The sequence below is a fragment of the Couchioplanes azureus genome, from assembly GCF_014648355.1.
In the GTDB taxonomy this organism is placed as follows: domain Bacteria; phylum Actinomycetota; class Actinomycetes; order Mycobacteriales; family Micromonosporaceae; genus Actinoplanes; species Actinoplanes azureus.
Genome location: NZ_BMQY01000004.1, coordinates 44187 through 57334, shown reverse-complemented (window position 1 = coordinate 57334; position 13148 = coordinate 44187). Strand labels below are relative to the sequence as shown.

The following is a 13148-nucleotide window of genomic DNA, read 5'->3' as shown; positions in this document are numbered from 1 at the left end:
ACCGCGCACCCCACGGCTGTCATGGTCAGTTGCTGAAGATCTGGAATTCGGCGGCGACCGCGTTGGTGGCGGCCGGGGCGGTGGTGGCGCAGTCGGTGGTGGAGCGGGGGTCGTTCTCCTGCTCGCCGGCGTACAGGGGGTTGGCCGTGCACTGGTTGCTCAGGATGCGGAGCTTGACGTGCGTGGCCGGGGTCGGGCGGATGGGAAAGGACTTCAGGAGCAGGTTGGGGACCTTGGGGCGGTACTGGCCGGTGTCGAAGGCGTTGGCCGGGCTGGTGTAGGCCACCTTGTATCCCGCGTCGCTCGCGCAGTCCGCGCCCGCCGCCGCGTTGCAGGTGAGGATCTCGAACTGGCGGACGGTGCTGTACATCGTGGAGGTGGGGGCGCCGCCGCCCGGGAAGGCGCTGAGCTGGACGCGGGAGACCAGCTTGGCGGCGTCCGTGGGCAGGTCGACGGTGACCTGGCGGCCGGCGGCGCCGCCGGTGGCGGTCCAGGCCGTGCCCTCCGCGTCGTCGGTGAGCCGGGCGGGGGCCGTGCCGTCGCCGGTGATGGTGGCGCCGGAGGCCGCCGAGGCGAGGTTGGTCGGCATGACCACGCCGATGTCGGTGGTGACGCCCGGGTGGACGGTCTGGGTGAAGCGCTTGTGGCCGAAGCCCGCGCCGATGGCCAGGAAGCGGTACGTGCCCGGGGCCAGGGTGACCGTGGCCGGCAGGGCGGTGGCCGGGTCGGTGTCGGCGACCGGCACCGAGCCGAAGTCGTAGTCGCCGACGTAGAGGCGCACCGGCTTGCCGGCGGCCTCGCCCAGGGCCTTGAACGTCACCTCGGAGTTCTCCACGTACGGCGAGGCGAAGCTGGGCACCGGGTCGCTGTCGGACGGGCCGCTGGCGGCGCCGGCGCCCATGCCGCGGGCCGCGAAGGCGTTCCACAGCAGGTCGGCGTTGGCCCCGCCGAAGCGCAGCGCGTCCGCGGTGATCATGTTGTCGCGCATGTCGAGCATGCTGATCGTGCCGGTCGCGGCCAGCAGGAACGAGTCGAAGACGAGCTGCACCCAGCGGCGGTTGCCCGGGCACTCGGTCACCGGGGTGGTGCCCGCCGCGCAGCTCTCCTGCTGGGCGCGGCTGCCCGCGCCGTAGCGGGCGAGGAAGGCGCGGCGGACGTCGAAGTTGGTGGCGCTCCAGATCTCGCCGTCGGGGTGGACGGCCGCGCCGCGGTCGTACCCGTAGTTGGAGTAGTTGAGCACGCTGTTGCTCATGTCGTAGTTGCGGATGCCGGTCACGACGTCGCCGGTGACGTAGCCGCCGGTGACGTACGGCGTGTTGCCCCGCGGGGTGTAGCCGCTCTCGAACAGGTACTCCATCGCCAGCAGGTCGGACCAGCTCTCCCCCATCGCGCCGCCCTGCGAGGAGCTGATGCCGCTGTCCGGGCCGGCGATCATGCGGTTGCTGATGGCGTGGGTGTACTCGTGGCCGATGACGGTCATGTCGAAGTCACCGTCGACGCACGGCGGGTACGCGGCCCCGGCGAACGGCTGCCACATGTACATGTTGGTGGTCGGCTGCATGCCGTCCGGCGGGGTCGCCTGGTTGGCGTTGTTGCGGGTGGTCGCGGTGGCCGCGCCCTGCTGGGCGTTGCCGCGCTCGGGGTCGCCGCCCTTGCCGTACGTGCCGGTGTTGACCTTCTGCAGGTTCCAGGTCGCCTCGGTGAAGCCGAGCTTGTACGACCAGTCGTGCATCCGGTTGTGCATGGCGAACAGGTTGGCGGTGGCCGCGTCGGCGTCCGCCTGCTCCGGGGAGGTCAGCGAGTTGGGGTCGCACTTGCTGGTGTTCCACTGGTTGGTGAACGGGTAGACGTACTCCCGGTCGGGCCGGGCGGCGGCGGGTACCGCCGGGTTGCCGTTGCCCCACAGCCGTACGGTGTCGGCCGAGTTGCCGCTGGTGGTGAGGCTCGGCGTGCCGGTGGCGGCGTCGACGTCCCAGGCCTTGCCGGTGGCCGGGTCGAGCACCTGCCGGGCGCAGCCGGTGGCGCCGGCGGCGCACCAGATCTGCCGGGCGTCCGCGCCCCCGGCGGGCGGTGTGGCCGGGAAGACCTTCCAGTGCGGGTCGTCCTCGGCGAAGTTGACCAGGTTCTCCCGCAGCAGGATCCGGCCGTCGACGGCGTCCACATAGGTGGTGTAGCCGAGCGGGTGGTCGGCGTCGCCGGACATGACGACCACCTCGTACGCGGCGCGCGGCTCGGCGCCCGGCATCGGCACGGCGACCAGCCGCACCCGGGAGTCGGCGAGCTTCTCCCGCGGGATCTTCGCGTCGGCGAGGGCGGCGGTGAGGGCGTCCGCGGGCTGCAGGCGGGCGGCGGCGGGCGCGGCGGTGCGCGGGCTCAGCGACGAGGTGACCCGCAGGACGTCGCCGCCCTTGACCGCGACGGCGACCAGGCCGTCGTGGGCGGCGGGCAGGCCGCCGTACCGCTGGCGCATCAGCACCACGGTGCCGGCGCCGATCTTGGTGGTCGCGATGGTCTCGAGGTCGTCGACCGCCGCCTGGCGCAGCGCGAACAGGGCACGGCTCCGCTTCAGGTAGCGGCGGGCGACGGTGTCGGCGTCGCCCGCCGGCCCGGTGGCGAGCCGCCCCTCGATCGGGGTGACGGAGGCGGGCGTGCCGAGCCTGTTCCATCGGGTGACGACGTCGTCGGCGCGGAGCTGGGCGCGCTGGGCCGAGGTCGGCGCGGCGCTGGCGCCGCGGTTGTCGACGAAGGCGTACGCCTCGTCGAGATGCTCGCCGGTCAGCGGCGTGGCCGGGGCGGGCAGCGGGGCGGGCGCCGCGCTCGCGCCCAGCGGCGCGGACGCGAGGATGGTGGTAGCGGCGAGGATTCCGGCGACGGCGGACCGTCTGCGTATGCGCACGCAAGCCTCCTGGGGTCGGCCTGGGGGATCTCTCCAGACGATCCGAAACCTTACGTGAACATAGACGTTCGTAGATGAAGTTTTTGTTGCGACAATGACGTCGGTCGATACCCCTGGGCGACTTGCTAAGTTGTCGGGCAGGGAGGTCGCCGATGACGCCGCTCGAGGAACTGGCCGCCACGCTGAGGGTCGCCCTGGGCGCCGGCCGGGTCGTGTCGGACCGCCAGGAGCTGCGGACGTACGAGTGCGACGGGCTCGCCCACTACAAGGTCACGCCGGGTCTCGTCGTGCTGCCCCGCGACGCGCGGGAGTGTGCCGTGACGATCCGGGCCTGCGCGGCGGCCGGGGTGCCCTTCGTGGCCCGGGGCTCCGGCACCGGACTGTCCGGCGGCGCGCTGCCCCACGCCGACGGCGTGCTGGTCGTCACCGCCAGGATGCGCGAGATCGTCGAGATCGACCCCGCGGACGAACGGGCCGTCGTCGCGCCCGGAGTGATCAACCTGCACGTCAGCAGGGCCGCCGCGGCGCACGGCTACTACTATGCGCCCGACCCGTCGAGCCAGCAGATCTGCTCGATCGGCGGCAACGTCGCGGAGAACTCCGGCGGCGCGCACTGCCTGAAGTACGGCTTCACCACCCACCACGTGCTCGGCGCGCAGATCGTCACGCCGGACGGAGACCTCGTCGAGCTCGGCGGGCGGGCACCGGACACGCCCGGCTACGACCTGCTCGGCGCCTTCGTCGGGTCGGAGGGCACGCTCGGGGTGGCCACGCGGGTCACCGTACGCCTGACCCGGCTGCCCGAGTCCGTGCGTACGCTGCTCGCCGCTTTCCGGACCACCGACGAGGCCGGCGCCGCCACCAGTGCGATCATCGCCGCCGGGGTGGTCCCCGCCGCCATCGAGATGATGGACGCCCTCGCGATCGAGGCCGCCGAGGCGGCCGTGGCCTGCGGCTATCCCCCGGGAGCCCAGGCGGTGCTGATCGTCGAGCTGGACGGCCCGGCGGCCGAGGTCGAGGCCCAGTTCGCGCAGGTCACCGCCCTGTGTGCGGCCGCCGGCGCGACCGAGCTGCGGATCGCCGCGGACGAGGCCGAGCGGGCGCTGATCTGGAAGGGCCGCAAGTCGGCGTTCGCGGCGGTCGGCCGGATCAGCCCCGACTACATCGTGCAGGACGGCGTGATCCCGCGGACCGCGCTGCCCGAGGTGCTGCGCCGCATCGGCGAGGTCGCCCGCTCGCGCGGGGTGCGGGTGGCGAACGTCTTCCACGCGGGCGACGGCAACCTGCATCCGCTGGTGCTCTTCGACGCCGCGGTCGAGGGCGAGGCGGAGCGGGCCGAGGAGGTGTCCGGCGCGATCATCGACCTCTGCATCGAGTACGGCGGCTCGATCACCGGCGAGCACGGCGTCGGCGCGGACAAGGCGAAGTACATGCCGCGGATGTTCACCGACGACGACCTCGAGACCATGCACCTGCTGCGGTGCGCGTTCGACCCGGCCGGGCTGGCCAACCCCGGCAAGGTGTTCCCCACCCCGCGGCTGTGCGGCGAGGTGCCGCGCCGGCACCGCGCGACGGACCCGCCCGCCGCGGCGGAGATCTTCTGATGGGCTGGCGCCCGGCCACCGGCGCGGACGTGGTCGCGGGCCGTCCGGCGCGGTTCGTGGCCACGCCGGCCACGACCCAGGAGGCGTCGCAGGTCCTGCGCGCGGCCGCGGAGCGGAACCTCGCCGTGGTGGTCCGGGGCGCCGGCACCAAGCTGGGCTGGGGCATGCCCCCGCGCCGGGTCGACCTCATCGTCGACACCCACCGCCTGAGCGGCGTGGTGGAGCACGCGGCCGGCGATCTGATCACCGTGGTCCGGGCCGGCACCCCGCTGGCCGAGCTCGACTTCGGCGGCCAGCAGCTCGCCCTCGACTCGCCGCTGCCCGGCGCCACCGTGGGCGGCGCGGTCGCGGCCGGCACCAGCGGACCGCGGCGCCTGCACTACGGCACGGCCCGCGACCTGATCATCGGCATGACGGTGGTCCGGCCGGACGGCACGGTCGCCCGTTCCGGCGGCAAGGTCGTCAAGAACGTCGCCGGGTACGACCTGGGCAAGCTGTTCGCCGGCTCGTACGGCACCCTGGGGCTGATCACCGAGTGCGCCTTCCGCCTGCACCCGGTGCCGCCGGAGCGCGCCGTGGTGCTCCGCGAGGTGCCGCCCGCCGAGCTGGGCGCGCTGCTCGCGGCCGTCCGCGCGGAGCAGGTCGCGCCCAGCGCGGTGGAGATCGACCGGACCGGCTCCGGAGCCGTCACCGTCGCGGTGCTCGTGGAGGGCACCGCCGCCGGCGTCCGGGACCGGGCGGCCCGGCTCGAGAAGTGCCTGTCCGGCGCGACCGGCGACCTCCCGCCGTGGTGGGGCACCCTGCCGTGGCCGCCGGACGGCGTCGGCGTCAAGCTCACGGCCGCGCTGTCCCAGGTGCCGTCCCTGCTGGCGGCCGTCCCGGAGGTCCGGATCCGGGGTTCCGCGGGAGCGGGCGTGCTCTACGCGCACGTCGAGTCGGACGTTGCGGCGACGATCACGAGACTGCGGGCCGCCGCCACCCGGGCCGGGGGGCACGCCGTCGTGCTGACCGCGCCGGAGCCGGTCCGGCAGGGCGTCGACATGTGGGGTCCGGTGCCGGGCCTGGACCTGATGCGCCGGGTGAAGGACCGTTTCGATCCGGGGCACCGCTTCGCGCCCGGCCGCTTCGTGGGAGGGATCTGATGGTCGACGCCACCCGGGGGACCCACGACGACCCGCCCGACGTCCTCGGCCCGGTCGCCGGCACCCCCGCCTTCGACGACGACCGGCCGCCCAGCGCCGCCCTCGCCGGCGACTGCGTGCACTGCGGCTTCTGCCTGCCCACCTGTCCCACGTACGCGCTCTGGGGCGAGGAGGCGGACTCGCCGCGCGGCCGGATCTACCTGATCCAGGCCGGGCTGGACGGCGAGCCGATGAGCGACTCGATGGTCCGGCACGTCGACCGGTGCCTGGGCTGCATGGCGTGCGTCACCGCCTGCCCGTCCGGGGTGCGCTACGACCGGCTGATCGAGGACACCCGGGCGCAGGTCGAGCGGCGCCACGACCGGACGCCCCGGCAGCGGGCCCTGCGGGCGGCGATCTTCGCGCTCTTCCCGTACCCGCGGCGGCTGCGGTTGCTGCGCGGGCCGCTGCGGGCGTACCAGGCCAGCGGTCTGCGGCGGCTGGCCGCGCGCACCGGGCTGATGGAGCGGCTCGGTCCCACCCTCGCCACGCTGGAGTCGCTGGCCCCGCGCCTGCGCACGGTTCCCCGCCCGCCGCGGCTGGTGCCCGCCCTGGGCCCACGGCGGGCCGTCGTCGGGATGCTGACCGGATGCGTGCAGAGCGCCTTCTTCCCCGAGGTGAACTCCGCGACGATCCGGATCCTCGCGGCGGAGGGCTGCGACGTCGTCATCCCGCCGGGACAGGGCTGCTGCGGCGCGCTCAGCGTCCACAACGGGCGCCGCCCGGAGGCGCAGCGCTTCGCCCGGCGCCTCGTCGACACGTTCGCCCGCGCGGGCGTCGACCATGTCGTGGTCAACGCGGCGGGCTGCGGCTCGGCGATGAAGGAGTACGCCGACCTGCTGGGCGACGATCCCGCATACGCCGGGCCCGCCGCCGCGTTCGCCGCGCGGGTGCGCGACCTGTCGGAGCTGCTGGTGGAGCTCGGCCCGGTCGCGACCCGCCATCCCCTGCCGGTCACCGTCGCCTACCACGACGCGTGCCACCTCGCGCACGCGCAGGGCGTCCGCGCGCAGCCGCGGACGCTGCTGGCGGGCATTCCGGAGCTGACGGTACGCGAGATCGCCGACCCGGAGATCTGCTGCGGCTCGGCGGGCGTGTGGAACGTCCTGCATCCCGGGCCGGCGGCGGAGCTGGGCGAGCGCAAGGCCCGCACGGTGCTGGCCACCGGCGCGCAGCTGCTGGTCACGGCGAATCCGGGGTGCCTCATGCAGGTCGCCGCCGCGGTCCGGCGGCTCGGCGGGCAGGTCGCCACGGCGCACACCGCCCAGGTGCTGGACGCGTCGCTGCGCGGCCTCGCGCCCGGCGCTCTGCTGGGCGGGGACGTTCAGCCCGGGACCAGGTCGTCCAGGTAGGCCGACAGCTCCGCGGCGGCCTCGTCCGGGGTGAGGTGGCCGGCGAGAACGTGCACGGTCAGGCCGTCGACGACCGCGTGCAGCCGCCGGCCCGCCCGCTCGAGGTCGGCGCCGGCCGGCAGCAGGTGCCCGGCCAGCTCCCGGCAGAAGCCGGCCATGCCGCTGAAGTGCAGGCGCTGGACCCGGGCGAGCTCCGGGTCGCCGAGGCCGAGCGCGAGGAAGGCGAAGGCGATCGACGCCTCCAGGTGACGCCGCTCGTCCAGCGGCATCGTCTCGCGCAGCAGCGCCTCGGCGGCCTCGCGGACGGTGCCCTCGGGGCGCAGGTTCTCCAGCCGGTGGGTGACCGTGGCGATCACCTCCTCGCAGGCGAAGGCGAGCAGCTCGGCGCGGGTGGCGAAGTAGTGCCGCAGGGCGCCGGAGGACCACCCCGACTCGGCGGCCACCGTCCGGATGGAGACCTCGGCCACCCCGTCGCGGGCGAGGACGCGCCAGACCGCGGCGGCCAGTTCCCGGCGGCGTGCGGCGTGATCGACGACCTTCGGCATGACCCGATTATCGCACGACTGTGTTATGAAGGATGTAACACGATCGTGCGAGAACGGGGAGGACGACATGATCGTCGCGATCATCGCCTGCGAGGTCGGTTTCTGGGTGCTGCTGGCCGCGGGCCTGGCGACCCGGTATCTGCTGCGGCGCCGGAGACTGAGCACCGCCCTGCTGTGGTCGGTGCCGCTGGTGGACGTGGCGCTGCTGGCCGTCGCCGTCGCGGACCTGCGCGGCGGCGGCGAGGCGCACCTGGCCCACGGGCTGGCCGCGGTCTACCTCGGCGTGTCGGTCGTCTTCGGGCACCGGATGATCCGCTGGGCCGACCAGCGCTTCCGCCACCGCTTCGCCGGCGGTCCGGCGCCGGCGCGGGCGCCGCGGACCGGGGCCGCCCGGGCCGCCCGCGAGCGCCGGGACTGGCTGCAGCACCTGCTGGCGTACGCGGCGACGGCCGTCGTCCTGGGCGTCTTCACGCTGCTGGTGGGCGACGTGGAGCGCACCCTGCCGCTGTGGTCGGTGATGAAGCCCTGGGGCGTGGCGGTGATCGTCGACTTCGTCGTCTCGTTCAGCTACACGCTGTTCCCGCGCCGCGAAGCGCGCTGAAAGCCGAGCCGGGTTCCCCGAACGGCGGGCCGGGCCGGGCGCAGGTGTGAGGAAATGGGATGCGCGTGGCGGACCCGATTCCGGGGAGGACATCCGTGCAGCGACGCGGGCTGGCACTCGGCGCGGTGGCGATGCTGCTGCCGGCCTCCCTGGCCGCCCTGGGGCCGGCGCACCCCCAGGACCCGCCGGCCGCGACCGCCGCCCACGCCGCGGCGGACCCGGCGGACGCGCCGAACCCGGCGGACCCGGTGGACGCGCCGGACGCGGCGCCGGTGCGGATCATGCCGCTCGGCGACTCGATCACCGGCTCGCCGGGGTGCTGGCGGGCGCTGCTGTGGCGCAGACTGCCGGCCCGGCGGGTGGACTTCGTCGGCACGCGGCCGGCCCGGCCGTGCGGGTTCGCCCACGACGGCCGTCACGAGGGGCACAGCGGCTACCTGGCCACCGACGTGGCCGCGCGCGGGCTGCTGCCCGGCTGGCTGTCGGCCACCGACCCGGACGTGGTGATGATGCACCTCGGCACCAACGACGTCTGGCGCCACCGGAGCGCCGCGGCGATCCTGGCGGCCTTCACCACACTCGTCGGCCAGATGCGCGCGGCCAACCCCCGGATGACGATCCTCGTCGCGCAGGTCCTGCCGATGGACCCGGCGGGCTGCGCCGGGTGCGCGCGGCGGGTCGCCGCCCTGAACGCGGCCGTGCCGGGCTGGGCCGCGGCCCTGTCCACCCCGCGCTCGCCGATCGCGGTGGTGGACCAGTGGACCGGCTTCGACACCGCCGCCGACACCTCGGACGGCGTGCACCCGAACCGCGCGGGCGACCGCAAGATCGCCGCACGGTGGTATCCGGCCCTGCTGGCCGCGCTCAGCCGACCGCCATCTCCCCCAGGTCGGACCAGTCGTCCTGGTCCACCTTCTGACTGATGATCCGCGGGGTCGACCGCAGATGCGGGGGAAGCTCCCGCTGGGCCTGCTCGAAGTGCGCGGAGTTCACGTGCGCCGCACCCGCCGCGTCGTCGCGGAACGCCTCGACCAGGACGTACTCGTCCGGGTTGTCGAGGCCGCGGGACCAGTCGAACCACAGGCATCCCGGCTCCGCCCGGGTCGCGCGGGTGAACGCGGCGGTGATCTCCGGCCATCGCTGCGCCGACTCCGGCTTGACGAGGAACTTCGCCGTAATGAAGATCATCGTTGGATCCCTCCTGCCCGCACGGTCGGCGGCTCCGCGGTCCATCATGCCGAGGAAACGCCGCCAGCGCCCCTTCAGATGATGACAACGCGCTAAATCGAACCAGTGTTGACACCGACGATCAGTGCGCGGAAGCTACGAGCAGTCAGCACTTGCATCCGATCAGTAGATATCGCTGAGGATCCGCTGTGGACCTCGCCAGAGCCGGCCAGATCGCGATCATCATGCTCTCGCCCACGCTCGCCGTGGGCGTGGCGCTCTACGCTCCACGCGCCGCCCGGGCCCTGTGGCACCTCGCCCGGCGGCGGGACGACCCGCTGGGTCCGCACAGCCCACCCATCGAGCAGCTCGCCACGGACCTGCGCCGGCTGCTGTACCAGCACGACGACCTGCGCACCGACACCCGGCCGGGCCCGCGCGGCCTGCGGTTGCGCGCCCTGGAGGCGGCCATCACCGACCTGGCCGTCGAGGCGGCGCGCGCGCTGAACGTGCCGGCCCGCACACCTGCCCCGCACGCCGGCATGTCCCCCGCCGCGCTGCGCCGGCTGCTGCACGACCTGACCGATGCGGGCCTGGCCCTGCCCGCCGTCGGCCTGCTGGCGGGTGATCGCCCGCGCTGACCGAGGAGCCCGAGAGGAGCACGCCCGTGATCGGTAGCAGAACGGCCGGCCACCGCAGATCGGTGGCGGCCGCCGCCGCGGCCGCCGTCGCCTGTTCCGCCCTGGTCGGATGCGGCGGTGACACCGGCGACTCCCGGACCCTGAACTGGTACATCAACCCCGACAACACGGGTTCCACGCAGGAGGTCGCGGCGCAGTGCAGCCGCAACTCGGGCGGGCGCTACACGATCGCCGTCTCGGTGCTGCCGGCCACCGCGGACGGCCAGCGCGAACAGATCGTCCGCCGGCTCGCCGCCGCGGACCCGTCCATCGACTTCATGACCATCGACCCGCCGTACAACCCGGAGCTGGCCAGCGCCGGCTGGCTGTACGAGTTCACCGAGGCCGAGCGCGCGGAGCTGCTGACCGACATCCTCGAGTCGCCGATCGAGACCGCCGAGTGGAAGGGCAAGCTGGTCGGGGTGCCGTACTCGGCCAACACCCAGCTGCTCTGGTACCGCAAGTCGGTGGCCCGGGCGGCCGGCGTCGACCCCGCCGCGCCGTCCTTCACCTGGGACCAGATGATCGACGCGGCGGTCCGGACCAACAAGATCATCTCTGAGCAGGGCAAGCGCTACGAGGGCTACATGGTCTGGGTCAACGGGCTCATCGAGTCCGCCGGCGGCGCGATCATCCGCGACAACGAGCGCGGCCGCGACGCCACCGTCGCCATCGACTCGCCCGCGGGCCGCGAGGCCGCCCGGATCATCGCCAGGCTGGCGAACTCGACCGCCGCGGACCCGGCGCTGTCCACCGCGGACGAGGAGGTCGGCCGGATCGCCTTCCAGGGCGCGAACGGCGGGTTCATGCTGAACTGGCCGTACGCGTACGCCTCCCTGCAGGGCAACGTCGCCGACGGCACGACCGACCCCTCGGTCCTCGACGACGTGGCCTGGGCGCGCTATCCCCGGGTCCGTCCCGACCTGCCGAGCAAGCCGCCGATCGGCGGCGCGAACATCGGCATCAGCCGGTTCAGCACCAAGAAGGACCTGGCGGTCGAGGCCGTCAAGTGCCTGATCTCGCCGCCCATGCAGAAGATCCGCTTCCTCGGCCTGGGCGACCCGGTCGCGACCGGCTCGGTGTACGACGACCCGGACGTGCGCAAGAAGTACCCGATGGCCGACCTGATGCGCGAGTCCATCAACGACGCGGGCCCCCGCCCGATCACCCCGTACTACGGCGACGTGTCCGCCGCGGTGCAGCGGACCTGGCACACGCCGGCCGGCGTGGACCCGGACGAGACCCCGGCGACCGCCGCCCGGCTGATCGACGACGTCCTGCACGACCGGCGGCTGCTGTGACGGCCCCCGAGCCGGAGAGGAGACCCCGGTGACGGTCACCCGAGAACCACCGGCCCCGGCGGCGGCGCGCCGCAAGGCACCCCCGTTCGCGCTCACCGACCGCGCGCTGCACGAGCGCCGGCTCGGCTGGCTGCTGTCCGCGCCCGCGTTCATCCTGATGGTGGCGGTCACGGCGTACCCGATGGCGAACGCCGTCTACCTCTCCACCTTCAGCTACCGGCTGACCGACCCGGCGGGCAAGGAGTTCGTGGGGCTCGGCAACTACCTCGTCGTGCTCACCGACCCGCTGTGGTGGCAGGACGTCGGCACCACGGCGCTGATCACCCTGGTCACCGTGTCGGTCGAGCTGGTCGTCGGCTTCACCTTCGCGATGGTCATGCACCGGATCATCTTCGGCCGCCGGACGATCCGGACGTCCATCCTGGTCCCGTACGGGATCATCACGGTGGTCTCCGCCTTCGCCTGGCGGTACGCCTTTGCCCTGGACTCCGGCTTCGTCAACAACTGGCTGGGGCTGGGCGACTTCGACTGGTTCGGCCAGCGCTGGTCGGCGCTGATCACCATCTGCGCCTCGGAGATTTGGAAGACCACGCCGTTCATCGCCCTGCTGCTGCTCGCCGGCCTGGCCCAGGTGCCCGACTCGCTGCTGGAGGCGGCCCAGGTGGACGGCGCGACGTTCCGGCAGCGGCTCTTCCGGGTGATCATCCCGAACATGAAGGCCGCCATCATGGTGGCGCTGCTGTTCCGCACCCTCGACGCCTGGCGCATCTTCGACAACGTCTTCGTCATGACGTCCGGCGCCAGCGGCACCGAGACGCTGTCGTTCCTCGCCTACCGGCAGAACATCACCCGGGTCGCGCTGGGCATCGGCTCGGCGGTCTCGGTGCTGCTGTTCCTCTCGGTGCTGCTGATCGCGTTCGTCTTCATCAAGGGCTTCAAGACCGATCTCGGACAGGTACGGGGGGACCGCCGATGACCACGACCCGACGCTCCCAGGTGGCCTGGATCATCGGGGCGGTCCTGATCCTGCTCTACACGCTGACCCCGATCGCCTGGATGATCTCGCTGTCGCTCAAGCCGGGCGACGACATCTACAACAAGCGGTTCCTCCCGAGCGACTGGAGCCTCGACAACTACCGGACGGTGTTCCAGACCGACCTGTTCACCAGCGCACTGCGCAACTCCATCGGCATCTCGTTCATCTCCACCGCCTTCAGCGTGGTCATCGCGATGTTCGTGGCGTACGCGATCGCCCGCCTCGACTTCCCCGGCAAGAAGCTCATCCTCTCCGTCGCGCTGGCGATCGCCATGTTCCCGGTGATCTCCCTGATCGGGCCGCTGTTCGACATGTGGAGGGCGATCGGGCTGTTCGACACCTGGCTGGGACTGATCATCCCGTACATCTCCTTCACGCTGCCGTTGTCGATCTGGACCCTGTCGGCGTTCTTCCGCGAGATCCCCTGGGAGATGGAACAGGCGGCCCAGGTCGACGGGGCCACGCCCTGGCAGGCGTTCCGGCGGGTGATCGTCCCGCTGGCCGCGCCGGGCGTCTTCACCACCGCGATCATCGCGTTCTTCGCGGGCTGGAACGACTTCGTCTTCGGCGTCTCGCTCACCTCGACCGACGCCGCCCGCCCGGTCCCGGCGGCGCTGGCGTTCTTCACCGGCGCGTCGCAGTTCCAGCAGCCCACGGCCGCGATCGCCGCGGCGTCCGTGGTCGTCACCGTCCCGATCGTCATCGTCACGCTGATCTTCCAGCGGCGCATCGTGGCCGGCCTCACCTCCGGCGCCGTCAAGGGCTGAGCCCGGCGAGAAGAGAAA

12 protein-coding genes are annotated in these 13148 nt (G+C 73.2%); 9 read left to right on the top strand and 3 right to left on the bottom strand.

Annotated elements, in window-relative coordinates; translation table 11 throughout:
• Positions 1–25 precede the first annotated feature (25 nt).
• On the bottom strand, positions 26–2896 hold the full coding sequence (locus IEY99_RS15330; protein WP_189203727.1) for a M36 family metallopeptidase: 2871 nt from the start codon (positions 2894–2896) through the stop codon (positions 26–28).
• Positions 2897–3048: 152 nt separating this feature from the next.
• On the opposite strand from IEY99_RS15330, the gene IEY99_RS15325 reads away from it, so the two are divergent.
• Genes IEY99_RS15325 through IEY99_RS15315 form a run of 3 tightly spaced genes read left to right on the top strand, consistent with a single transcriptional unit; the run spans position 3049 to position 7033 of the window.
• Entirely contained in the window at positions 3049–4500 is a 1452-nt protein-coding gene (locus IEY99_RS15325; protein ID WP_189203725.1) for an FAD-linked oxidase C-terminal domain-containing protein, read from the top strand.
• Complete coding sequence (locus IEY99_RS15320; protein WP_189203723.1) at positions 4500–5642, top strand: FAD-binding oxidoreductase; 1143 nt, start codon at positions 4500–4502, stop codon at positions 5640–5642. The genes IEY99_RS15325 and IEY99_RS15320 overlap by 1 nt, the downstream gene beginning before the upstream one ends.
• Positions 5642–7033 carry a (Fe-S)-binding protein gene (locus tag IEY99_RS15315; RefSeq protein WP_189203721.1) on the top strand — a complete coding sequence of 464 codons (1392 nt, stop codon included), beginning with the start codon at positions 5642–5644 and terminating at the stop codon, positions 7031–7033. The genes IEY99_RS15320 and IEY99_RS15315 overlap by 1 nt, the downstream gene beginning before the upstream one ends.
• Here the strand turns inward: IEY99_RS15315 and IEY99_RS15310 are convergent.
• Positions 7006–7578 carry a TetR/AcrR family transcriptional regulator gene (locus IEY99_RS15310; RefSeq protein WP_189203719.1) on the bottom strand — a complete coding sequence of 191 codons (573 nt, stop codon included), beginning with the start codon at positions 7576–7578 and terminating at the stop codon, positions 7006–7008. The genes IEY99_RS15315 and IEY99_RS15310 overlap by 28 nt on opposite strands.
• 67 nt (positions 7579–7645) lie before the next feature.
• On the opposite strand from IEY99_RS15310, the gene IEY99_RS15305 reads away from it, so the two are divergent.
• Positions 7646–8179 carry a hypothetical protein gene (locus IEY99_RS15305; protein WP_189203717.1) on the top strand — a complete coding sequence of 178 codons (534 nt, stop codon included), beginning with the start codon at positions 7646–7648 and terminating at the stop codon, positions 8177–8179.
• Between the two features lie 95 nt (positions 8180–8274).
• A complete protein-coding gene (locus tag IEY99_RS15300; protein ID WP_229798730.1) occupies positions 8275–9102 on the top strand; it encodes an SGNH/GDSL hydrolase family protein in 828 nt (275 codons plus the stop codon).
• On the opposite strand, the gene IEY99_RS15295 is transcribed toward IEY99_RS15300, so the two are convergent.
• Positions 9044–9367: a putative quinol monooxygenase gene (locus IEY99_RS15295; RefSeq protein ID WP_189203715.1), complete on the bottom strand. Its 324-nt coding sequence runs from the start codon at positions 9365–9367 to the stop codon at positions 9044–9046. The genes IEY99_RS15300 and IEY99_RS15295 overlap by 59 nt on opposite strands.
• Positions 9368–9555: 188 nt before the next feature.
• On the opposite strand from IEY99_RS15295, the gene IEY99_RS15290 reads away from it, so the two are divergent.
• Genes IEY99_RS15290 through IEY99_RS15275 form a run of 4 tightly spaced genes read left to right on the top strand, consistent with a single transcriptional unit; the run spans position 9556 to position 13130 of the window.
• The gene (locus IEY99_RS15290; RefSeq protein ID WP_229798728.1) at positions 9556–9987 is read left to right on the top strand and encodes a hypothetical protein; all 432 of its coding nucleotides are present in this window, start codon (positions 9556–9558) and stop codon (positions 9985–9987) included.
• Between the two features lie 26 nt (positions 9988–10013).
• Positions 10014–11327 (top strand): extracellular solute-binding protein, encoded by a 1314-nt coding sequence (locus IEY99_RS15285; protein ID WP_229798726.1) that lies wholly within the window; start codon positions 10014–10016, stop codon positions 11325–11327.
• A gap of 28 nt (positions 11328–11355) precedes the next feature.
• On the top strand, positions 11356–12303 hold the full coding sequence (locus IEY99_RS15280) for a carbohydrate ABC transporter permease (protein ID WP_229798723.1): 948 nt from the start codon (positions 11356–11358) through the stop codon (positions 12301–12303).
• A complete protein-coding gene (locus IEY99_RS15275; RefSeq protein ID WP_189203713.1) occupies positions 12300–13130 on the top strand; it encodes a carbohydrate ABC transporter permease in 831 nt (276 codons plus the stop codon). Before IEY99_RS15280 ends, IEY99_RS15275 begins: the two co-directional genes overlap by 4 nt.
• Positions 13131–13148 lie beyond the last annotated feature (18 nt).